General features: G+C 30.2%; 22 protein-coding genes. 1 reads left to right on the top strand and 21 read right to left on the bottom strand.

The window, feature by feature from the left end:
• Positions 1-4 precede the first annotated feature (4 nt).
• The 20 genes from NG918_RS12575 to NG918_RS12480 all read right to left on the bottom strand — a co-directional run bounded on the left by NG918_RS12575 (position 5) and on the right by NG918_RS12480 (position 20,091).
• Positions 5-268: a EutN/CcmL family microcompartment protein gene (locus tag NG918_RS12575; RefSeq protein ID WP_252214275.1), complete on the bottom strand. Its 264-nt coding sequence runs from the start codon at positions 266-268 to the stop codon at positions 5-7.
• Entirely contained in the window at positions 265-567 is a 303-nt protein-coding gene (locus tag NG918_RS12570; RefSeq protein ID WP_003374733.1) for a BMC domain-containing protein, read from the bottom strand. The genes NG918_RS12575 and NG918_RS12570 overlap by 4 nt, the downstream gene beginning before the upstream one ends.
• A 15-nt stretch (positions 568-582) precedes the next feature.
• The gene (gene eutJ, locus NG918_RS12565; RefSeq protein ID WP_252214276.1) at positions 583-1,428 is read right to left on the bottom strand and encodes an ethanolamine utilization protein EutJ; all 846 of its coding nucleotides are present in this window, start codon (positions 1,426-1,428) and stop codon (positions 583-585) included.
• On the bottom strand, positions 1,410-2,081 hold the full coding sequence (locus NG918_RS12560; RefSeq protein WP_252214277.1) for a cobalamin adenosyltransferase: 672 nt from the start codon (positions 2,079-2,081) through the stop codon (positions 1,410-1,412). Before NG918_RS12560 ends, eutJ begins: the two co-directional genes overlap by 19 nt.
• A 15-nt stretch (positions 2,082-2,096) precedes the next feature.
• Complete coding sequence (locus NG918_RS12555; RefSeq protein WP_252214278.1) at positions 2,097-2,537, bottom strand: EutP/PduV family microcompartment system protein; 441 nt, start codon at positions 2,535-2,537, stop codon at positions 2,097-2,099.
• Complete coding sequence (locus NG918_RS12550) at positions 2,534-2,887, bottom strand: BMC domain-containing protein (RefSeq protein ID WP_003372783.1); 354 nt, start codon at positions 2,885-2,887, stop codon at positions 2,534-2,536. The genes NG918_RS12555 and NG918_RS12550 overlap by 4 nt, the downstream gene beginning before the upstream one ends.
• A 39-nt stretch (positions 2,888-2,926) precedes the next feature.
• Positions 2,927-3,880: a choline TMA-lyase-activating enzyme gene (gene cutD, locus NG918_RS12545; RefSeq protein WP_012423521.1), complete on the bottom strand. Its 954-nt coding sequence runs from the start codon at positions 3,878-3,880 to the stop codon at positions 2,927-2,929.
• 167 nt (positions 3,881-4,047) lie between these two features.
• Positions 4,048-6,588: a choline trimethylamine-lyase gene (cutC, locus tag NG918_RS12540; protein WP_252214279.1), complete on the bottom strand. Its 2,541-nt coding sequence runs from the start codon at positions 6,586-6,588 to the stop codon at positions 4,048-4,050.
• Positions 6,589-6,643: 55 nt separating this feature from the next.
• Positions 6,644-8,134: an aldehyde dehydrogenase family protein gene (locus NG918_RS12535; protein ID WP_252214280.1), complete on the bottom strand. Its 1,491-nt coding sequence runs from the start codon at positions 8,132-8,134 to the stop codon at positions 6,644-6,646.
• 75 nt (positions 8,135-8,209) lie between these two features.
• Entirely contained in the window at positions 8,210-8,515 is a 306-nt protein-coding gene (locus NG918_RS12530; protein ID WP_252214282.1) for a BMC domain-containing protein, read from the bottom strand.
• 26 nt (positions 8,516-8,541) lie between these two features.
• Positions 8,542-8,838 carry a BMC domain-containing protein gene (locus NG918_RS12525; RefSeq protein WP_003373634.1) on the bottom strand — a complete coding sequence of 99 codons (297 nt, stop codon included), beginning with the start codon at positions 8,836-8,838 and terminating at the stop codon, positions 8,542-8,544.
• A 24-nt stretch (positions 8,839-8,862) separates the two neighbouring features.
• A complete protein-coding gene (locus tag NG918_RS12520; protein WP_252214284.1) occupies positions 8,863-9,129 on the bottom strand; it encodes a hypothetical protein in 267 nt (88 codons plus the stop codon).
• On the bottom strand, positions 9,129-10,226 hold the full coding sequence (locus tag NG918_RS12515; protein ID WP_252214286.1) for a DMT family transporter: 1,098 nt from the start codon (positions 10,224-10,226) through the stop codon (positions 9,129-9,131). Before NG918_RS12515 ends, NG918_RS12520 begins: the two co-directional genes overlap by 1 nt.
• Positions 10,227-10,809: 583 nt before the next feature.
• Complete coding sequence (locus tag NG918_RS12510) at positions 10,810-11,646, bottom strand: MerR family transcriptional regulator (RefSeq protein WP_252214288.1); 837 nt, start codon at positions 11,644-11,646, stop codon at positions 10,810-10,812.
• Positions 11,647-11,876: 230 nt separating this feature from the next.
• On the bottom strand, positions 11,877-13,025 hold the full coding sequence (locus NG918_RS12505; RefSeq protein WP_252214290.1) for a 1-propanol dehydrogenase PduQ: 1,149 nt from the start codon (positions 13,023-13,025) through the stop codon (positions 11,877-11,879).
• Positions 13,026-13,242: 217 nt separating this feature from the next.
• Complete coding sequence (locus NG918_RS12500) at positions 13,243-14,847, bottom strand: beta-N-acetylhexosaminidase (protein WP_252226455.1); 1,605 nt, start codon at positions 14,845-14,847, stop codon at positions 13,243-13,245.
• A 432-nt stretch (positions 14,848-15,279) separates the two neighbouring features.
• On the bottom strand, positions 15,280-16,458 hold the full coding sequence (locus tag NG918_RS12495) for a M20 metallopeptidase family protein (RefSeq protein ID WP_252214296.1): 1,179 nt from the start codon (positions 16,456-16,458) through the stop codon (positions 15,280-15,282).
• Positions 16,459-16,661: 203 nt separating this feature from the next.
• A complete protein-coding gene (locus tag NG918_RS12490) occupies positions 16,662-17,126 on the bottom strand; it encodes a UPF0158 family protein (protein ID WP_252214298.1) in 465 nt (154 codons plus the stop codon).
• A gap of 199 nt (positions 17,127-17,325) precedes the next feature.
• A complete protein-coding gene (locus NG918_RS12485) occupies positions 17,326-18,207 on the bottom strand; it encodes a Cof-type HAD-IIB family hydrolase (RefSeq protein WP_252214300.1) in 882 nt (293 codons plus the stop codon).
• Positions 18,208-18,330: 123 nt separating this feature from the next.
• Positions 18,331-20,091 (bottom strand): 1-deoxy-D-xylulose-5-phosphate synthase, encoded by a 1,761-nt coding sequence (locus NG918_RS12480; protein WP_252214302.1) that lies wholly within the window; start codon positions 20,089-20,091, stop codon positions 18,331-18,333.
• Positions 20,092-20,277: 186 nt separating this feature from the next.
• On the opposite strand from NG918_RS12480, the gene NG918_RS12475 reads away from it, so the two are divergent.
• A complete protein-coding gene (locus tag NG918_RS12475) occupies positions 20,278-20,652 on the top strand; it encodes a MerR family transcriptional regulator (RefSeq protein WP_252214304.1) in 375 nt (124 codons plus the stop codon).
• A 120-nt stretch (positions 20,653-20,772) separates the two neighbouring features.
• Here NG918_RS12475 and yjeM read toward each other — a convergent pair whose 3' ends face one another.
• Positions 20,773-22,284 carry a glutamate/gamma-aminobutyrate family transporter YjeM gene (gene yjeM, locus NG918_RS12470; RefSeq protein WP_252214306.1) on the bottom strand — a complete coding sequence of 504 codons (1,512 nt, stop codon included), beginning with the start codon at positions 22,282-22,284 and terminating at the stop codon, positions 20,773-20,775.
• Positions 22,285-22,530 lie beyond the last annotated feature (246 nt).

Below are 22,530 nucleotides of genomic sequence, written 5' to 3'. Positions count from 1 at the left end.
GAATCTATACAAAATTGCAATCTTCATCTATTATTCCAACAACAACAGCATCTACCGGAATATCATCGCTTCCTAACATTCTTCGTGCTGAAGCTCCTGTACAAATAATGACTCTATCACCTATTCCTGCACTAATGATATCCACTACTACTAGCCTTCTACCTTGTCTGCTTCCGCCAATTTCTTCAGCTAACATAAACTTAAAACCATTAAGTAATTCTGTCTTTCTGGTTGCCCATACATTATCAATTAATTTTGCTATTATCATAAACTCTTGCCTTCTTCCATCTTAAGTTTAATTTCTTTAACTGCAGATTCAACTGATGCTGTATCTCCAAAAATTCCAATTAATATCATATGTTGAGGACAATTTCCTCTAATATCTTCAACTGTAACTCCAACAGCTTTTTCAGCGATATCAGCTGCAAAAATCATATCAATCATTCTACCTTGTACAAGGCCTACTGCATCAATATCATTTAAATCTGTTTTACAATTCGCTCCCATACGCCGTCTAAGAATATCTATTGTACTCTCAGAAGGTGATTTTATAATTCTAAAATCCACCTTTTAACACTCTCCTTATTCGATAATTTCTTTTGTACAGCTAAGAGCTATCCCTAATGGAGTAACGAACATAGGATTGTGGGGTTTATGAGTGTATATTCCTGTTTGTTTTTCTATAATTTTTTCTATACCTTCTAAGCAGCATGTACCACCTACTAAAGATATTTCCTTAACATCATGACCATCTATATGCTTATTTATGATTGCAGCAACTTTTTCAACTACAGGCTTTAATATAGGCAATAATTCTTTATGCTTTTCACTGTCTCTTTTGTATTTATCAGCGTCTCCAAAAGACATACCATATGCTCCTGAAATAACTAATGAAAAATGAGTTCCACCTGTAGGTTCATCAGCAACATATACAACTTTTCCATTTTTCAAAATAGAAATACCTGTTGTTCCACCACCAATATCTACAACTGCACCATTTTCTATTTTAAGTACTGCATTTGCAGCTGTAGGTTCATCTAATAGACTTGTTAATTCAAATCCAGCAGCTTGTACTACATTCTTAATTGCCCCTGAATCCAAAGCATCTGTTCCTGGTGGAATTGCTGCTGCTGCATAAAGTAATTCTGCACCTAATTTTTCCTCAAGTTCCTGCTTTAATTCTCTAACAATTCTTACTGCTCCAATATAATCAACAATCATACCGTCACGGACTACATCTGCATATCTGTATACACCTGCAACTGGTTTATAGTTTTCATCTAAAACTGCTAATACTATACAGGCAGTTCCAAGGTCAACACCTGTGTAATATGTAGATGTTTCACTTACAATGGTTTTATTTATAACTTCTTCAAAATCATGAACAAGATTATCGCAGTATTCAAAATTTATGCTTTTCTCTGACATTTTCCCCCTCCAATAGTTAGACAAATCATTTGAGATAATGAATTAATAATTGCGTTAATATTTTTTATAATTTGATTTCCTACGTTATGATTGTCTCCATATACTTCAAACACAATTGGTTCTATTTCACGAATAGCACAACGTAGTGCATTTAACTTTAAAATTTCGTTGCTTTTTTCAAGTTGCATATGAAATTCTGTTATTTCACAACAATCATCAATATCATCACAAAAATTCTCTGAATTTATTCCAGTACATTCTTTATGGCAAGGTTGTTCAATTGTACTTTTTCCTTCTATAAAATTTCTAATGTTTGAAATTCTTTTTTCTAAATTAATAATACTTTGTGCTAAAATAATATCTTCCTTTATAATTTCACTACTAGTAACAAGGAATAATGCCTCTATAGATTTTAGTTTGAAGCAAATCTTCTTATTAAAATTTTTATTTTCCTTTGGCAATGCTTCTGATTGCTTTACTATAGGAATTTTATTATTTTTGCAAGAAGCATCATCCCACATCTTTATACCTTTATCTGACAGATATTGTCTTGCTCCAGGCGTAAGACGCTCTCCTTGATCTAATTCGTAAACACTAAAAGGTTCTTTCTTATATAAGGATCGCAAATACTCTTCAGTAATAAATTTCATCATTGCCCCCCTTTACTTTTACCTTTTTTCAAATAAATATTTTTTTAAATCATCAATACCCGTTTCATTTGGAAAACTAACATGAAAATATGGTTCTAAGACTCCTATCATTTTTAGCTGCCTTAAACATAACTTTTCATTTTCAGGCATCAAGTCGCTTTTTGTTATTACACCAATTACAGGACATCTAAATGATTTCGCAAAGCCATGAGAATATACTTCTGTGCATCTAGATTGATCTACTAAAATCAAAATATGAGATGCATCCTGAGAAGTTGCAATTATGTGTTTATACATCCAAGCATTTTCTATATAGGAACCAGGGACATCTATAGTATTTTCACCATAAATAATTTCCTGTGTTCTTCTTACTTTTCCATCATAATTATTTAATGCATTAACCAATGTAGTTTTGCCACAATATGAAGGACCTATTACCATTATTCTCTTCTTTCTCATGTTCTTGTAATGGGAGCCTGAGTAAATCCAAGCAAGTTTTTCAATGTATCATTTACTGCATTTAGTGCTGTCTCAACACTTTCTACATCACCATTTATAACTACTGATCCTGTAAAACGATCTAAAAATCCGATTTCAACATCTGAAGCCTTTGCCGCAATATCAGCTGCAATAATAGCTGTTTCAAAAGGAGTCAAAGTTAAAATTCCTATAGCTCCCTTTTCATCAATTCCTAGACGTTCATATATATCAGGCATTGGTGATGCAATAACATGAGCTATTGTAATTTGCTTTCCAGGTACTGACTCTTGTATAACACGCTCAATATTTCTTTCAAGAAATTCTCCCATAACTCTTACCTTCCATTTTATTATCTATTTAAAAATTCTTTAGTGACGAATCACTTTAACTGTTAAATCATATTTCTTAATCCAGCTTTCAATTTTATCTAAATCTTCATTATTTAAGCTTGGATCTCCTTCAATAGGATATTCAATTCCTAGTTGATTATATTTATTTACCCCCATCTTATGATAAGGAAGCAAATCAATGCCTTTGAAGTTTTTATAATCCTTAAACTGAATTAAAAATTTCATAACATTTTCAATATCTTCATTACTATCATTTACTCCTTTTAATAAAGGCATTCGAATCTTAACATTATATTTACGACGAATAAGTTCTTTTAAATTCTCTAAAATTTGTTCATTTCTCACTCCAGTTAATTGGAAGTGCCTGTCAGAATCAATATGCTTTATATCAAATAGGAACAAATCTGTGAACTCAGCAACCTTTAGCACTGATTCTAGCTTTGCATAACCGCAAGTTTCAATTGCAGTGTTTATTCCCTCTTGTTTACATGCCATAAGCAGGTTGCAAGCAGCTTCTGGTTGCATTAAAACTTCACCACCACCTAATGTAACACCACCACCGGAAATATCATAAAATGCTCTATCTTCTTCTATAATCTCTAAAAGTTCAGAAATAGTTTTTACCTGTCCTACTATAGATAATGAAGATTCAAGACAAGCATCAACACATTTCCCACATCCAAGGCAATCAATATTACGATTCACTTCGTGTTTTAGACTTTCCTTTGAAATAGTATGTATTCCTACTGGACAAGCATCAACACAAGCACCACAATTAACACATGAATTATTTTTAAACATTACCCTATATTTTTTTATCATTCCTTCAGGATTAGCACACCATTTACAACGTAAAGGGCATCCTTGGAAAAATATAAGAGTTCTTATTCCTGGTCCATCATACATATTGTATTTTTGTATATTAAAAATTGTTGCTTTTCGTTCAATCATTCCTAAATTCATATTCCCCATAGTATTCAATCTCCAGTTTTATTTATCTTGATTTTAAATAATGTTTTAAATGTTCCTTGCACACTAACATGATTTAACTCATGTTAGTGACAAGTTTTATAAAAATTAATTTAATGTCAAAATATACTTCTTTACTATCTGCAATTTGTAAAACAATTTACAGCATTTTAAAAGTGTGTAAGCATAGTTCTACTAATAATTTCATCTTGAACATCTTTGCATAATTCAACGAAGAATGCACTATATCCAGCAACACGTACAATTAAATCACGATATTGTTCTGGATGTTTTTGCGCTTCAATTAACGTATCATTATCTAGGTAGTTAAACTGAACTTCACCAAGACCAAGAACACATGCACTACGCAATAAAGTAATAATGCCATCTTCTCCTTCTTTGGTATCTAATAATCCAGATATAAGCTTAAAGTTATGAACCATACCTATATTCATACTGTCACAAGACATTTTAGAAACTGATTTTATAATTGCAGTAGGGCCCTTATAGTCAGATCCTTGTGATGGACTTATACCATCAGATAACGGCATCCATGCTCTACGTCCGTTTGCTGTTGCTCCAGTTAACTGACCAAATGGAGTGTTATTAGATATTGATAAAGTACCATGACTAAGTACTGAATATAATGTCTTAAATTTACGATGTTCTAGTTCTGTAAAATTGATTAAATCAGCAGCAATATAATCTGCATAATCATCATCATTACCATACTTAGGTGCCTCTAAACAATCTTTTCTAAGTTTTTCATATCCAACAAAATCAGCTTTTAATGCTTCATTTAATTCTTGCAATGTATATTTCTTTTCTTCAAATACTAACTTTTTAATAGCTGCCATAGAATCTGTATAAGTTGCAAGTCCACTCCATATTACTCCCGGCCCAAAGTTATACATAGCTCCGCCAGCTTCAACACCTCTACCATTATCCATACAACCTTCATACATAATAGACATAAGAGGTTTTGGTGCAAGTTCTTTATGAACACGTTGTGAAATTACAGTAGCAACACTTGTCCACTTAGTAATGTATTTTATTTGTTCCTTAACAGCACTTTCAAATTCCTCATAATTTTTAAAACTATTTATATCTCCCATATTAGGGCAAACTTGTTTTTCATACCAAAGAGGAATACCATTGTTAAGTACAAGTTCTATACATATAGGCCATTGAGTATATGCTGTAGATGTCCATTGATATAATCTTCCTGATTTTTGAGGTTCAACACATCCCATTAAGCAGTAATCTCTTGCATCCTCTATAGAAACACCTTTAGCAAGCATCATTTTTATATGCACATCATCAAAGTGACAAGCTGGGAATCCCATACCTGCACGAATTACATCCACAATTTTCTTAAGGTACTTTTGTGGTGATTGGTTATGAATACGACAAGCTAATGATGGTTGATAAATTTTAACATGACGAACTGCATCCATAAGCAGATAAGTCAATTCATTTGTAGCATCTCGTCCTTGTCTATCAACACCACCAACACACATATTGACAAATGGTTGATAACCTGCGAAGAATTTAGAACCACCTTCACTTGTAATCCACATCATTTCAGACATTTTAATAAGCATACATCCTGATAATTCAAATGCCTCAAAATCATTCATACGACCACTTTCAATATCATTTTTATAATATTCATACATGTATTGGTCAACACGTCCTATAGACATACCTGTTTGATTTTCTTCAACTACTAGTAAAGATTCAATAGTCCAAACAGCTTGAATCGCTTCCCAGAATGTACTTGGTTTATGTGCTGGTACTCTTGCATTAATTTCAGATATTTTTTGTAATTCTGCTTTACGCTTAGGATTTGTTTCTTTTTCGGCTAATTCAGCAGCATATTTAGATAAACGCTTAGCATAAATCATAACACCTTCAGTAGTATCAATAATTGCTTTATAGAAATAGATTTTTTCTATATGTTCTGGATTTTCATAATCAAGTTTTTCAAGATGTTCTTTTGCTTCTAATTGAATATCTAGCATACCCTTTTTCATTAGAATTACATCATATCCTGGATTTGAATCTCCTCCACCATTAATAGCATGATATGAACAATCTGAAACAAATGACTCTCCTGAAAGCTCCCATACTCCTGCTTCACGATATTGATTTTCACAATATTCATCAACAGATTTACCTGCCCAATATGGGAACAATTCTTCACGCATAATCTTCTTATCTTCTTCAGAAATATAGAATGGATCTTGCGCTCTTGTACCTATAGTATCTATTTCATCAACCATCCATCTCCATGCAATATCTGGAGAAAAAGCGCCAGCACGAGGTGCACCACAAGGAGCTCCTACAATCAATTCATTATCTTGAATTACTAATGGTGCAGTTTCACAGCAATATTTAAAACATTTAGCACGTAATAAAATCTTAGGCATGCCTGGATTTTCTTTAGCTATTTTAGTAATTGCCCTAGCACGATAAGTAGTTATTGATGGAACTTGTTTCAAATAATTTTCTTTTAATTTTAATAAACGTTGTGTTATTCCATCTGGAATTTTATCGCCTTCAGTACATACTACATGTTCTAAAACAGGTTCTTCTTTTGTGATTTCTTTTGAAACACCCTCAAATATCTTCATTAAACATTCACGTTCTTCAGCAGACATGTTTTGAGTGGCTTCTACAAATTTGTTTGAAAATTCACGAATATCCAATTTTTTACCTCTCATTCTTTAAATATATTTCAGACTTATAGCCTGATTGTTTAGTTTATTTTAAGTCTTTAATAACTTCTTTTAAGATATTTTGTAGAAATTCTACGTTATCTATGTCACATACTTCTGATTTTTTTTCAATGTTATCACATAAACCTTTATCTGATAACACTGAATCAATAATCTCATTTGTTTTACGTACTCCATATCCAACCTTACGAATATATATTAAGTTCATCGGAGAAACGTTATCGGATGTCATTCCATGACCTGCTGATCCACTTCCTAACGTCATTGAAGGAAACAAATTAGTTGTCGCTCCCATACTTCCAAAAGAACCTGGAGTATTTACAAGTACTCTACCAACTGGTTTTTTTAAAGCGAATTGACGAATCACTTCTTCATCTTTTGAATGAATTATTAGTGTATGTCCATGTCTTTCACTAAGTAACAATTCAATACACTTTTCACAAGCATGCATCCAATCATCCTCAATATAGTAAGATAAAACTGGACAAAGCTTTTCTCTAGAATAAGGATTGCCTTTTGACACATATTTTTGTTCTGAAATCAAAACCTTTACATCATTTGATACAATAAATCCTGCTCTTTTAGCTAAGTATTGAGGCGATTTGCCAACCACTTCAAAATCAACGCTTCCATCTGTATGATAAAAGATAGATCCAAGCTTTTCAGATTCATTTGCATCCATAAAGTAAGCTCCATTTTTTTGTAACTCTTTTTTCACTTCAGATGCAATTGGACTATCTACAACTATCGACTGTTCAGCTGCAGAAACCACACCATTGTCAAATATCTTACTATCAATAATATCTTTTACAGCTTGTCTTATATCAGCTGTACGTTCTATAAAAGCAGGTCCATTACCTGTACCACCATAAATTACTGGTTTGCCTGATTTATATGATTCCTTTAACAAACCTGGAACTCCTGTGTTCATTATTAAAGAAGTATCTCTATGATTCATTAATTCAGCAGTTCCACTAGGTGTTACATTATGGAGATATGCAAGTGCTCCTTCTGGTAAACCATATCCTTCAGCAGCTCTAATTAAAATATCAAGAGTTTTACTCATAGTATTTTTCGCTCTTGGATGAGGAGAAAATATAATAGCATTTCCTGATTTAATTGCAATTAATGCTTTATATATTGTAGTAGAGACAGGACTAGTTGATGGGCAAAATGCTATGATTACACCCATAGGTACACCTACATCCATAGTCTTATTCTCTTTATCTTCATTAATTATACCTACACATTTCATGCCCTTTAATCTATTAAACAAATACTTGCAAACAAAACGATTTTTTATACATTTATCTTCCCATTTACCATAATCTGTTTCATCACTAGACATCTTAGCAAGTTCTGAAATATGCTTTTTAATTTCCTCTATCATCCGTTCAACGATCTCATCAAGCTTTTCCTGTGAGAATGTTGCTAATTTTCTTTGTGCTTCTCGAGCATTTTCAACAAGAATTCGTGATTCTTGTATGGAGAGTAAATCATTATCAATAGTACTCATTTTCTTCTCTCCTTTTCATTAGAAATATTTTTTTAATTCCAACATATTCTACTTAATATGCATAAGTCTTCACCTTTATGGAAGTAAATTTTCAATCTTATAACGCGCAATAATCTTTTCAAGATCCTGATGTGGACTTGCAATAACAACTGAGCTATAAACATTACCATTTTCCATATCATTAACAGCTTTTACGCCAGCTTCTACTGCCGCTTTACAGGCTCCTACATCTCCACGAACCAATACAGAAATGTAACCTGATGCAACATTTTCATAGCCTATAAGTTCAACATCTGCTGCCTTACACATAGCATCGGCTGCTTCTAAAACAAAAACTAGACCAAAAGTTTCAATTAATCCTAAAGCTTGATATCTTGCCATCTCTATATCCTCTCTCTTCCTTGTTTTTATGAATCAACATCATGTACAGAAACAATATCTCCAACTTCTCTAATAGGACGTGGCATAACATTTTTTGCTGTTAATTTACCTATAGCAGCAGCAGCTTCAGCACCTGCTTCTACAGCTGATGTAACTGCTGCTACATCACCCTTAATCATTATTGTAACAAGGGTTGATCCTACATTTTCATATGAAATCAACTCCACATTTGCAGCCTTTAACATTTTGTCTGCCGCTTCAATTGCTGGAACCATTCCTAATGTTTCTACAAGACCTAAAGCTTCTTCACCATAATATCTCATTTAGAATACCTCCCTTCCTTGTTATTAACCTTTAATATATTTATTAATTGTTTCTGCTCCTTCTTTGTGTGCATGATAATAAACCCTTAATTCACCATCATTGTCCAAATCAAATCTTGTTTCTTCAAGAAGTCCATTAGCTTCAGCTGTCATTAATGCTGTTAATACATCTTTCTTGTTAAGAGCTTTAAAATTGCCATACTCATCTTTTAATGCATCTATAACATCATCAGTACACGCTTCTTTAACTTTAGTGAAATATTTTAGAATTGCATAATTAAGTGGTTTCATTACTTAGCTTCCCCCTTTTTTCTAAATAAATCTAATGGGTTCATAGCTATTGTTAATATTCCAAATACCATTAACACAGCTGCAATCCAAACTATAGGAGGTAATGCCCATCCATCTATTTTGCAAAATACTCCAAGTACAATCCAGCAACAGAATGGACCCCAGAATGAGAATGTACCATTACATGCCATGCCAAGTGCAGCACCACACATACTATTACCGTTATACCAACACATATAAGAAACGAATGCGAAAAGACCACTTAAAGCAAAGCAAATCATAGCAGGTCCGCTTGTAAATGCTTTACCAACTAAATTAGCTGAAAAACCAACACTTCCGCCAAAAATAATACCAAATATAGGTACTAAAATTATTAAGTTTGAAAGACCTGATGTTGCTTGACGTATAGTAATACCAATCTCTGAATCAATCATGGATGTACCATAACCAGCTACGCAGCCTTCAAATCCCCATCCTAGAGCAGCGATAAATGCTATACAAATACCTAAAAACATCCCTTCTGGAGCATCTCCCCCAATACTTGTACTACCAATCATAAAACTAGATAAAACACAAATACCTATACCAAGCATCATACGTTTATTTAATTCTTGTTTAAATAAAACCCTACCTAAAATAGCACCAATAGCTGGACAAAGAGCAGTAATCGGAATAACAATTGAACCTGCCATTTGAAGACCAACAACATAAGCTGTGCTTGCAATAGGACCACCTATAAGAGCTGCCAAAATCATTACTCCACCCGGAGTAGTTTTAATACATCTAAAGAAATCTCCAATTTTCCCTTTTACTATTGCATAAAGTATAGCCCAAACGGCACTACATGTATCATTTACCGCACTACCAAGTGCACCTAGTAAGTAAGTAATAACAAGCAATGATAAACCCGCTGTGTTTTCTCCATACCAATCTGCCCAAACTCCCTTAGTCATACCAAGTGTTAAAAATGCTGAATAAAATCCATACATTAATCCTGAAAATAAAGCAATTGAAATACCTTTTTTAAGAAAGTTAGATGATAACTTCTTTTTAGCAGCAATTGCAGACAAATTATCTACACCTGACATTTCACTCATAAACTAAAACCCCTTTCATTCATAAACATTAAATATATTGTTAAAAATATATTGTTAAATAAAAATTTATACTGACTATATTTGAAGCTAAGTAAACAATAAGATATCTAGTAAAGGTTTACAAGAGCCATTTAGAATTTTATTCAAATACAGTCTCATAGGATTCACAATTGTTATAATTTTATTAACATCTATTATCTGATTTTGAAATTACAGAATAACTTTTCATTTTTTATATCTTTGTAAGTATTTTTATCATTAATTAAATTATAGTCCTTACCCCCTAGGGGAAAGTCAATAGAATATTTTATATATGAATTTACAAATTATTTTTAATTTATAAATTTATACAAATTAGAATTATATAACATTATTTAGGAAGTTAAAAATTATCTATACGCTAGGTTTAATCAATGTTTTACTATAAGCAAATCTAAAAATATTATCACATTAGTTTAAATAAATATTATGTACTTAAACTAAAAACAAGAATTCTTTTATTCTAAAAAAAAGAATTCTTGTTTAAAATACACTTATCTATCTCTTATACATTCCCCCTTAGGGCAACGTTTTCATTTAGTGGTTATTTCTTTTTTCTATTAACTTTAACCATTATTTCTGTTACAAATTTATCACTATTTTTAGTTGTCCAATAATCTGTAACATATCTTTCATATGATTTTTCTTCACATTTATAACCATTCTTACCTGCCCACACTTTTATCTTTTTATATGTTTCATCAATAGTCTCATGTGTTCCTATATGATAACAAGAAGCAACCATAAATCCTCCAAATCTAGTAGTTTCATTCTCCTTGCATTTTAGAATTGTTTCCTGCATTATCTTCATTTTATTGCAATTGCCATTAATTTTTTCCTCGAATGAAGGAAATTCTATTATCACAGGACCTGTTATAGCATTATCTATACTTTCTATGTAATTAGTAAACTCTATGTTTATTATGGAATCCATATAGTCATAATCAAAATCTTGATTTAAATAAACCATTGTACGAGCTTCAACATATTTTATAGATATATCTTTGATATCATTTTCAATTACCATCTGTGCCTCAATTATAAGATCATACCAGTCTTTTATTGATTTAAGTTTTAAATTAATTTCATTTTCTATTTCTTTAAGTTCATCAATTTTTTGACCAAAGCTTTTTTCAAAAATCGAATAATTTGTTCCTTCAAGAAATTCCTTCATTTCTTCAAGTTTAAATCCACTCTGCTTATAATATTTTATCATTGGTACAGATAGTAACGTTTTTTTGCTATAATATCTATAACCATTTTCAGCAGATACTTTATCAGGGCTTAGTATTCCTTTTTTGTCATAATATCTAAGTGCTTTTTTAGATAAATTGCAGATTTTCTCAACTTGTCCTATACAATACAATTTATTTTCTCTCATAAAATACCCCCACTTATTTTCATACTAAAATTTAACTATAATACAACCGAATATAAGCTTTTCTTATATTATTTTATATAATTGTAAGATAATATTCAATAAGTAAATAATTCATTCACATTCTTAATATTATAAATAATTAAACCTAATATTACAAATTTATATCTAATTTCAAAAAAATGAACTAATGTAATAAAAAAACCACTCATTTTTGAGTGGTTTTCATTAAACTACTTGTTTCCTGTAACTTTATCTAAAATATTTAATAAATCTTCTTTTGTTGCTTCTCTAGGATTTGCAGTTGTACAAATATCCTTCATAGCGGCATTTAAAATATCTTCCTTAACTTGATCTAATAAACTTATGTCAGCTCCCTGTTCTTTTAATGTAGTAGGAATCATTAATTTTTTTTGTAACTCAACAATATGTCTAATTAGATTATTAACTCCAATATTTACAGTAGATGCATGTAAATTTAATATTTTAGCAATTCTTTGATATTTTTTAGCAGCTACTTCATACTCTTTATTATAAAAATTGTTATTAAGTTTAGCATTATATTCTATTATATGAGGCAGTAGTATTGCATTACTTCTTCCATGAGATATATGTAGTTTACCACCTAATGCATGTGCTAAACTATGAGTAATACCAAGTCCTGCTGAATTAAACGCCATACCTGCTAAGCAAGATGCATTATGGATTTTTTCCCTTGCTAAAAGATTACCACCATTAGAAAAAGCTTCTGGTAAAAATCTAAAAGCTAAAGAAATCGCTTTTTCCGCCAAAGCATCTGAAAAATCATTAGCATTTTTTGAAACATAAGCTTCAATAGCATGGGTAATTACATCCATTCCTGTATCTGCTGTAATAACTGGAGGTACAGAAGTTACAAGTTCAGGATCAAGTATTGCTACCATAGGAAGAAGTGCTTTATCTGCTAACGCATATTTTAATCCTTCTTGCTTGTTAGTTATTACTGCATATTCAGTTACTTCAGATCCTGTACCGCTTGTAGTTGGTATTGCAAAACATTCTTCTATTTCATTGACTGATCCTAAAATTTGTTTTGAATACTCTCTTATTGCCTTAGCCGCATCAATTGATGAGCCACCACCAAGGGCTATCATAATTTGTGCATTACAAACTTGTAATGTTTGAATTCCAGCAGCAATGATTTCTACTGGAGGATCAGGTATTATATCACTAAATATTGTTACCTGACAATCAACTAACTTTTCCTGTACTTTTGCAGCCATTCCTGAAGATTCTATGAATTTATCACATACAATCAATACTCTTTTATTTTTTATTTCACTTAATCTACTTAAAGAACCTTTTCCAAAATAAACATTTGTACTAATACTAAATTCTTTCATATATATTCTCTCCTAATTTTTAAGTTTATAAAATATGAATGATTTAGTTATTCTTTAATTTACAATACAAAGACTAGACTACAATGTTAAAATTATAACAATTTAAAGCAAATACCTATTACCACATTATATCACGATAAAATGATAATAGGCAACATATTTATAAATAAATAATTTTATTAACTTCAGTATCAGAGATAGCTATTAATTGCTCTTTTTATCTCCCCCATATGTTACTATCTTTATAATAATTTATACCTTGATTTTTCATTCTTTCCCCCTGTTTCTCCAATCTGCTCTTATACTGATTCCAATCTCTATTTTCTTTTTGTGTCCATCCTATCTCAGCATAACCTAGTAACCTTGGATATATCATATAATCCATAGCTTTTGTATTAGTAATTGTCTCTGTCCATAATGGTGCTTCTATACCTAAAACCAATTCCTTTGGTGCATAATCAGTAGGATCCCATTGATATGCGGTTTCTACTGGAATGTAACCTGCCCATGTTAATCCATATGGCGTACTATCATCATATTTCATATCCAAATAAGCTTTTTGTGCAATTGAAACAATCATTTTCATTTCTTTTTTCCTAGCTGCTTCATTTGAATCTTTCCAATTTTGTAATATTAAACTTGAATTTATTTCTGGAGATGTATCAATAGGATCCCAACCTATTGGAGTTTTCCCATACTTTTCAACTATTTTAGATACTCTACCTACAAAATAATCATAATCTTCTTTTTTAGTACTATTAGCCTCATCTCCACCTATATGAATATATTTTGAAGGTGATATTTCTGAAACTTCTTTAATTACATTATCTATAAATTCATATGTTTTTTCACTGTCTGTCATAAGAGAACTGAAACCCACCTCAGTTCCTGTATATAAAGGCTTCTTTTTACCATTTTTATTTAAAAATCCATAAGAAGCTAATGCAGCATTGCTATGGCCTGGCATATCAAATTCAGGAATTATTTCTACATATCTTTCTGCTGCATATTTAACTAAATCTTTAAACTCTTCTTGTTTATAATATCCACCTTTTCCTCCACCAACTTCTGTACTTCCACCGATTGTAGTTAAGTCAGGATATTTTTTTATTTCTAGACGCCATCCTTGATCATCACTAAGATGTAAATGAACTCTATTTATTTTGTATTGAGCTGCATAATCTATCTGACGTTTAACTTCATCTATAGTAAAAAAGTGCCTAGCCACATCAATCATTATTCCTCTATAATTGTATTCAGGTTTATCGTCTATTATTGAAGCTGGAACACTCCATTCTACATCAGTAGCTATAGTATTTTTTTCAATGTCTGGTGGCAATAATTGTCTTAATGTTTGAACTCCTCTTGAAATACCTTCTGCCTTATATGCTAAAATTTTAACATTTTTAGGTGTAGTTACCATTTCATAACCTTCATTACCTTGATTTTCTTCTGATCCTATAGTAGTTAAATAAATACTACCTGATTTACCTTCTTTTCCTTTAATAATATTTAATTCAAATCCAGTTGAAGCCTTTAATTTTCCTCTTATAAACTCTGCAATTTTACTAATCTCTTCTGTTTCTTCTTTAGTATTTCCTTTTACATAAATTGAAGTATCTTTTGTAAGTATAAAATTTCCGTCACCTTTTTTATAATTTAGAGGTCTTGGAATAATATCATTCTTACTATCTGCTGCTGAAAAAATCGCTTTTGATTCATTATTTCCCTTGAAAATTATTCCAATAGAAACAGTTACTAATATCAGCATTAGCATAATTATAGATATGAACGTCCAATGCTTATTAGATGTATTCTTCATTAACTCACCATCCTTAAATATTTTAAAATATATGATTTCTTTGTATATTATTATAGAAATCACTTTTAAACCTTCATTATTATTTTATAACCTAAGAGAGGCAAGTATATACTATGAAATCACTGACTTACTAATTTTTATTTCTTCCTAGTAGTATACATATAAAAAAATTAGTAACAAAACTGTCTAGTACAATATTTATACTTTATGTTTTTATTTATATAAAAGCTTATTATCTATTTAATTACCTTGCACAAAATATATTACAAATATTAACAAAAGTATCAATTTCCAATACTTTTAAGAAGTATTTTAAATTTAAATCAGTATTAAAGTTTAATTTTTTAACTTAAAAAAAGACCAGTATAATTTAGTATCCTGATCTCTTTTTATTTATAAGTTTTAATATCTTTTCTATATCTTTTTTTATATCTATTTATTATTCTTTAACCATTCAAATGCACTATGTGCATAAACAGCTGCACCTACGTGTAAACAATCTTCATTAAATATAACCTTCGGGTTATGTTGACCATACTTAAATCCTTCTTGTTCACTACCCCCTCCTAAAATAACCATAGTTCCAGGTACTTTATCTAATATTTGAGAGAAATCTTCAGAACCACCTAAATTTATATCTATTTTAGATATATTGTTGCCTAATTCTTTTTTTAAATATTCACCAAATTCCTCAGATATTTTAGGTTCACAATATAAAGCAGGTGTAGAATCAATAATCTCTAGTTTAGCTTCTGCCTTAAAAGTTTTAGCAGTAAAATCTACTACTTCATTCAATCTTTCAAGTAATTTTTTTCTATTTTTCTTTGAAAAACTTCTCATAGTACCAGTTAAAGTAGCTTCTTCTGGTATAATATTAGCACTATCTCCTGAATTAAATGTTCCAATAGTAATTACAGCCATATCATTTGGATCGCTTTCTCTACTTATTAATTCCTGTAATGCTAAATGTATATGTACACCTACATTTATAGGGTCTATTGTTTGATTTGGCATAGCCCCATGTCCACCTTGCCCTTTAATAAAAATCTTAAAAATATCTGAAGAAGCTGCACAATATCCTGTGCTATAAGCTAAATATCCTGTTGGCATAATTTTAGATAATATATGCATTCCAAATGCACTATCTACTTTAGGACTTTCTAATACTCCTGCATCTATCATTGCTTTTGCTCCTCCCAGACCTTCTTCGTCTGGTTGAAACATAAGTTTAACTGTTCCTTCTAGTTCATCTTCTTTTTCCTTTAATAACTTGGCAGCACCTAATAACATTGCTGTATGGGTGTCATGACCACAAGTATGAGCACATTGTGTCTTTGAAGAAAATTTTAATCCACTTTCTTCTTTCATTGGCAAAGCATCCATATCAGCTCTTAACAATATTACTTTTCCGTTTCTTTTTCCTCCTATTGTTGCCACTATTCCACTCTTGCATATTTCTTCTGGACTACATCCTATTTCTTTAAGTTTTTCTATTACATATTCTTTAGTTATAGGTAATTCATTTCCAAGTTCCGCATTTTCATGTAAAAACCTTCTATTTTTTATTATTTCTTCTTCAATTTCCTTTGATCTTTCAAAAAATCCACACATATTTATACACCTCTACTACTTTATTATTTAAAAATTTAATCTTATTATATGTATTTTTATAATAAACTATATTAGTTTCTAATACTTTCTATAAATAAACCTTATGATAACATTACGAAAGTATTATCATGTGATTTAAAGTTTCCACTTAACATACAATTTATCTAAATAAGCTTTATTAAAAATCTATTTATTATATACATTTAAATATATTCTATATTATTTTTTTCACACCAATCAATAGCTAATTTGTATTCAGTATTTTCTCTATAATCATACCATTCACTAAGATGTTCAATATTTTCAATATATTCTCTTAGTTTACGTAATGAATATTTTTCTTGTAATTCTTCTAATTTCTTATCTTTAAAGTTTTCATCATCTAAAGACTTACAAAAATCTATCATCATTCCATATTCATTTATCTCATCTTCATTTGGTAATTGAATATAGTCTTCAAAGTTTTCCTTTAAATCATGCAAACAGATTATTAATTCCCTTTCCCACTCCTCAAAATTTTCAAGATTGTTAATATCATCTGCTTTATAATTTGAAGTACTTTCATCTTCTAAATATATAATTACACCTGTTTTTTTATTGTAATAATGACTCAATAATTCTCCTTCAAATTCTATTGCCTCTATTACATCACTTAAATTTACTTGCATGTTTTTACCTCTTCAATTATATTTTAAGTTAATACTTTTATGTAAAGTATATTATACTCTAGCTTGATTACATAAAACATTTATTATTATAATCATTACACTTTTGTTTGTAATTCATACCATTCTTCTTATTTAAGTTAAATTATTAATATAAGAAGATCTGCATCAAATTCATTTTGATACAGACCCTAAATCAAATCTATTTAATCATATTATCCATTTCATTATTAAGAACATTGTGAATAGCTTTTGCAACACCAAAATTATCATTACTATCTGTTATGTATTTAGCTATATCCTTAACTTCTGGTATTGCATTTTTCATAGCAACACTTTCTTCAAATATTTCAAACATTGAGTAGTCATTAAAACTATCTCCAAGAATCATAACATTCTTTATGTCTATATCCATTTTTTTAGCTACTTGTTCTAAAATGATTCCTTTTTGAGCATTTAAATCAGTTATTTCTATATTGTCATCAAATGATGATGATATTGCGAGTCCTTCAAGCTTTCCAATAGTCTTTTTCATTTTATCTATTAGCTCTACATCTTTATGAAATGCTACAAATTTTCTTACTTCTATTCCATCTTTAAAAAATTTTTCTACATCTTCAATATATTTTAAACTTGTAAAAAATCCTTCTTTTTCTGCCATTTTTCTAGCTTCATCTTCTGTTAAGTTAGGATTAAAAGTCAAAGTTCTAAACACAACCTCTTGAAGTGCCTCTTCTCTTGTAGATGTAGTAAATACACCTTTATCCGTAAATATACGCGCTGGTAATTTATTTTCATCTAATATCTCTATTATTTGTTTTACATACTTTTCGTTTATATTTATTACCTTTAAAATATTACCATCTTCATCTCTATACTCTGCTCCATTAGAAAGAATACATTGACATTTTATATTATGCTTATCTAATATGCCTTTAACACTATCGTACTCTCTACCTGTAGATATTGTAAATATTATTCCAGCCTCTTCTGCTTTTCTAATTGCATCAACTGTTTCTTCATCTATATCATGGTTATTATTTAATAAAGTACCATCCATATCTGATGCTATAAGTTTTATCATTAGAATCACTCCATTCTCAATATAGTTTATTATCCTTAATATATAGTATCATGTATTCTGCATAAAATTATATAATAATTAAAATTTTTCTTACTATATTAAAATTGTCTTCTAAATTTAAGTCTATTTAAGAGTCTTCTGTATATCTGATATTATTATCTCTTCAGTTAGGTGATAACGTTCATATAGCTCTTCTAATGGTACACTGTCAGTAAATTCTTTTGAAGCACCAAAGTTTAGTACTTTCATTTCTTTATCTCCATAGAACCTTGAAATTTTTTCTCCAAATCCCCCATCAAGTATTCCATCTTCTAATGTTATTACTAGCTTATGATTATCTAATAATTCATTTAATAGATCTTTATCTATTCCACTTATGAATCTAGGATTAATTAATGTAGCATTTATTCCTGTTGATTCTTTTAATCTCTTTTGTACCTTTTCTCCAAGATCATAGAAACTTCCAAGAGCAATGATTGCTACTTCATTTCCATCTTTAACCTTCTTATAAGTGTTTAACTTATCAAAGTTAGGTTCAATTTTAACTCCGCTTGATACTACAGTCATATTTGGAACACGTATTGCTACTGGATATTTATCTTGTTCTATTCCCCATTCCATCATTGCAATATATTCTTCTTTGTTTGTTGGTGCAAGATATACTATATTAGGAATATTAGATATTAATGGTATATCAAATATTCCAAGATGTGTTACATCTCCACCACTTATGCCTCCACCATGAACCATAATAAGTGCCGAATTATTATTTATAGCAAGATCTTGAGATAATTGATCATAAGTTCTTTGGATAAATGAACTTACAAAAGATGCAACTGGCTTGCCTCCTTGTGATGCTATTCCTGATGCCAGTGCTATAGCATGTTCCTCTGCTATTCCAACATCTATAAATTGATCTTTAAATTCATGTCTAAATGAACTTAAACCTACTGAAGCTGGGGTAGCAGCTGTTATTGCTACAATACTGCTATCTTTTCTTGCTTTTTGTGATAAAATTTCTCCTGCAATATTTCCATATGTCTCACTAGCACTTTTCACTAAAGATTCTTTGGTTTTTAAGTCAAATGGCATTACCCAATGAAAAGCTTCTTTGTTTTGCATTGCATCTTCATATCCTTTTCCTTTAACTGTATGCATATGAACTACAACTGGATGATCTATATCTTTAACTTTTGAAAATGTTTCAATTAATGATTCAATATCATTTCCATCTTTAACATAATGATAATCAAATCCTAAAGATTTAAAAAAATTATTTTCTGCTTTTCCATTAGTTTTACGAAGTAAAGCTAAATTTTGATAAAGTCCACCATAATTTTCTGCTATAGACATATCATTATCATTTACAAGTATTATTATATTTTTTCCTGATGCAGATGCATTATTTAAGCCTTCATAAGCTTCTCCCCCACTTAAAGATCCATCACCTATAACAGCTATAATATTTTCCGTATTTCCCTTTACATCACGTGCTTTTGCCAATCCACACGCTAAACTAATTGAAGTTGATGTATGCCCCACTGTAAAGAAATCATATTCACTTTCATTTTGTGAAGTATATCCTGTAACACTTTTATATTCATCTGGATTTGTAAATGCATTTTTTCTTCCAGTTAAAATTTTATGTGTATATGATTGATGTGAAACATCATAAACAATCTTATCTATTGGTGAATTAAATACACAATGAAGTGCTATTGTTGCTTCAACCATACCTAAGTTTGATCCAAAGTGTCCACCAGTCTTACTTACTCTTGTTATTAAAATTTCTCTTATTTCATTAGATAATAATTTTAATTCCTCATTATTAAGTCCTTTTAAGTCTTTTGGCTCATTAATTCTATTTAAAATATTCAATGACATACTAATGCCTCCTAATTTTTTTAAGTTTTAAAGCAGTAATGCTTGCTATGTTGATTAGTATAAAACTTAGAGTTAACTCTAAGTCAATAGATAATTTCTAATAATTATTTTTTCTAACTTTTTCTTTACTTAGAGTTGACTCTAATTGGTATAATATAATATCACTTATTTTTATGAGGTAACATAATGCCATATACTATTAAAGAAGTAGCTGAAAAATATAACTTATCAGTTCATACTCTTCGCTATTATGAAAAAGAAGGTTTACTTCCATTTATTGAACGTAATAAACAGGGTAATAGAATTTTTAGTGATAAGGACTTGGAATGGCTTAATATAATATGTTGTTTAAAAAATACTAATATGCCAATAGCTAAAATCAAAGAATACGTTGATTTATGCATAGAAGGTCCTGAAACCATTTGTAAGCGTGAAGATATACTTTTAAGACATAAAAAATATATAGAAAGTGAAATAGAAAATTTTAATTCATATCTTAGAGTTGTAGATAATAAGATAAATCATTATATTAAAGAACAAAAGTCTATAATTTGTAAGTAAAAGTATAGATTTTTTTCTAAATATAATTTAAATGTTAAAATTGAGAAAATAGTTTAATTATTAGTTTAGCTATAAAAATCCACGATAATATAATCAAAACATTACCGCGGATTTTATAGTTTATTCTAAAAAATCATCTTTATTTTTCTTTTCATAGCTGCCATACATTAACCACGCAACTACTGAGAAGATTAAGGGGCCAGCTACACTCCAAATTGTTGTTTGCATATCCCCTTCTATAGCTGGCTGTATTATACAAAATAAATTAGCGAGTCCTACTGTTAAAACAACTATACAAGTCCAAAAATTTGCAATTCCTTGAGTTTTGAACACTACGAATGGTTTATTGATTTCTGTTTTCTTCTTAAAATACGGGAATGCAAGAGCTATGAACACATATGGCAGTGTCATAGCTACGTTAGTCATGGAAACAAGTATATTGAAGAATGCAGCCATTGAGCTTCCTCCAAAAGCTACCAATCCTATCATTACACAAACTATGGTAGCTTGAATCCACATAGCATTAATAGGCAATCCGTGTTTAGTTTCTCCAATTTTTCCAGGCCATAATTTAGTAGGTGTGCCTTCAATTATCTGCTTTAATGGTGAATACATAAGTGTAAAAAATGCGCCGGATAATGCTAGAAACATTGAAAGTCCAACATATCTTGCAACCCCCTTACCTAAAACTATAGCCATGTTCTCGCTTGCTCCAAAAGCTGTACCAAGTGAATATCCCAGATTAGACATAACTATATAACTTGCATTTCCCAGATTAACTTCCTTAATCCCCATTACACTTTCCCAATTAGTAAATACACCAATGAACAGTATTCCTAATGAATATCCTACTGAGATTATAGCTGCTGAAATAAGAATTCCTTTGGGAAAAATTTTTTCTGGCTTTTCAGTTTGATCAACTAATCCACCCACAGCCTCTATTCCTCCATAAGCGAATAGAGCATATACTACAAATGCTAACGAAGCAATTATATCTCCAATATATTTAGGATTTGGCGTTTGTGTAAATGATTTAACTCCTTCAATTGGCTCAGCTAAATTTCCATGGTTCCCTAAAAATACTGCTATAGCACCAGTCCAAAGGAATATATTCAATAATAAAACTGCTGTTCCACCTAATGATGTTACTTTCTTTATCTTATCCATCCCTTTGGTTGATGTATAAGTTACTACTAGTATCCATATAATTCCTAAAACTCCCAAAACTTGTGGTCCTTGAATACCAAATAAAGCCCAGCTTTGTGTTGTATCTTTTCCGAATATAGCATTTGATACTGGAATCCACATACCAGATGCAACGTTAACCATCCAAGTTACATAAGAAAAATACCACATAAATGTTCCTATGAATGCGAATCTTGGTCCAATGGATTTCTTCATCCATGAATAGATTCCACCTTTTTCATCCTTAAAAGCAGAACCAAATTCAGCTACCATTAATGCAAACGGAACAAAAAAGGTTATTCCTGAAAAAATGTACCAAGGAATAGCTGCATAACCCATCTTGTAAAATGATCTTGGAATATTGTTAAATCCATAAACAGATGTAAAAATCATTAATATCAAAGGTACCAAGGTTAATTTTTTTGTTGATTTTACGCTTGACTTCATTTTTTTCCTCCTTATTTTAAATTTGTTAAATATTTTCTTTCATATTTTCTAAACTGTTGTTTTATTTCAATTACAACAACAATACTTTTTCCATATTACATTATTTTTATGTATCAACTCTAATAACTAAATTGCACCACATAGAATTCATATAACTAAGAAGAAAAATCTCTCAATATTATTATATAATGTAAATACATTATTTTTTATTGACTTATTTATAATTTTACGCCATAATTATGTATG

Source organism: Clostridium sp. ZBS2 (assembly GCF_023845855.1).
Lineage (GTDB): Bacteria > Bacillota > Clostridia > Clostridiales > Clostridiaceae > Clostridium > Clostridium aquiflavi.
The sequence above is the reverse complement of the archived record's forward strand: the minus strand, read 5'-3'. Positions and strand labels throughout refer to the sequence as shown.

What these genes read in the sequence shown, in the direction of transcription:
- NG918_RS12560 (WP_252214277.1), bottom strand. Translation starts at nt 2,081, where the DNA reads ATGATGAAATTTATTACTGAAGAGTATTTGCGATCCTTATATAAGAAA.
- NG918_RS12535 (WP_252214280.1), bottom strand. Translation starts at nt 8,134, where the DNA reads ATGAGTACTATTGATAATGATTTACTCTCCATACAAGAATCACGAATT.
- NG918_RS12510 (WP_252214288.1), bottom strand. Translation starts at nt 11,646, where the DNA reads ATGAGAGAAAATAAATTGTATTGTATAGGACAAGTTGAGAAAATCTGC.
- NG918_RS12530 (WP_252214282.1), bottom strand. Translation starts at nt 8,515, where the DNA reads ATGGCAAGATATCAAGCTTTAGGATTAATTGAAACTTTTGGTCTAGTT.
- NG918_RS12500 (WP_252226455.1), bottom strand. Translation starts at nt 14,847, where the DNA reads ATGAAGAATACATCTAATAAGCATTGGACGTTCATATCTATAATTATG.
- NG918_RS12555 (WP_252214278.1), bottom strand. Translation starts at nt 2,537, where the DNA reads ATGAGAAAGAAGAGAATAATGGTAATAGGTCCTTCATATTGTGGCAAA.
- NG918_RS12515 (WP_252214286.1), bottom strand. Translation starts at nt 10,226, where the DNA reads ATGAGTGAAATGTCAGGTGTAGATAATTTGTCTGCAATTGCTGCTAAA.
- eutJ (WP_252214276.1), bottom strand. Translation starts at nt 1,428, where the DNA reads ATGTCAGAGAAAAGCATAAATTTTGAATACTGCGATAATCTTGTTCAT.
- NG918_RS12550 (WP_003372783.1), bottom strand. Translation starts at nt 2,887, where the DNA reads ATGGGAGAATTTCTTGAAAGAAATATTGAGCGTGTTATACAAGAGTCA.
- NG918_RS12485 (WP_252214300.1), bottom strand. Translation starts at nt 18,207, where the DNA reads ATGATAAAACTTATAGCATCAGATATGGATGGTACTTTATTAAATAAT.
- NG918_RS12480 (WP_252214302.1), bottom strand. Translation starts at nt 20,091, where the DNA reads ATGTCATTGAATATTTTAAATAGAATTAATGAGCCAAAAGACTTAAAA.
- NG918_RS12475 (WP_252214304.1), top strand. Translation starts at nt 20,278, where the DNA reads ATGCCATATACTATTAAAGAAGTAGCTGAAAAATATAACTTATCAGTT.
- NG918_RS12505 (WP_252214290.1), bottom strand. Translation starts at nt 13,025, where the DNA reads ATGAAAGAATTTAGTATTAGTACAAATGTTTATTTTGGAAAAGGTTCT.
- NG918_RS12575 (WP_252214275.1), bottom strand. Translation starts at nt 268, where the DNA reads ATGATAATAGCAAAATTAATTGATAATGTATGGGCAACCAGAAAGACA.
- NG918_RS12525 (WP_003373634.1), bottom strand. Translation starts at nt 8,838, where the DNA reads ATGAGATATTATGGTGAAGAAGCTTTAGGTCTTGTAGAAACATTAGGA.
- yjeM (WP_252214306.1), bottom strand. Translation starts at nt 22,284, where the DNA reads ATGAAGTCAAGCGTAAAATCAACAAAAAAATTAACCTTGGTACCTTTG.
- cutD (WP_012423521.1), bottom strand. Translation starts at nt 3,880, where the DNA reads ATGGGGAATATGAATTTAGGAATGATTGAACGAAAAGCAACAATTTTT.
- NG918_RS12520 (WP_252214284.1), bottom strand. Translation starts at nt 9,129, where the DNA reads ATGAAACCACTTAATTATGCAATTCTAAAATATTTCACTAAAGTTAAA.
- NG918_RS12490 (WP_252214298.1), bottom strand. Translation starts at nt 17,126, where the DNA reads ATGCAAGTAAATTTAAGTGATGTAATAGAGGCAATAGAATTTGAAGGA.
- NG918_RS12495 (WP_252214296.1), bottom strand. Translation starts at nt 16,458, where the DNA reads ATGTGTGGATTTTTTGAAAGATCAAAGGAAATTGAAGAAGAAATAATA.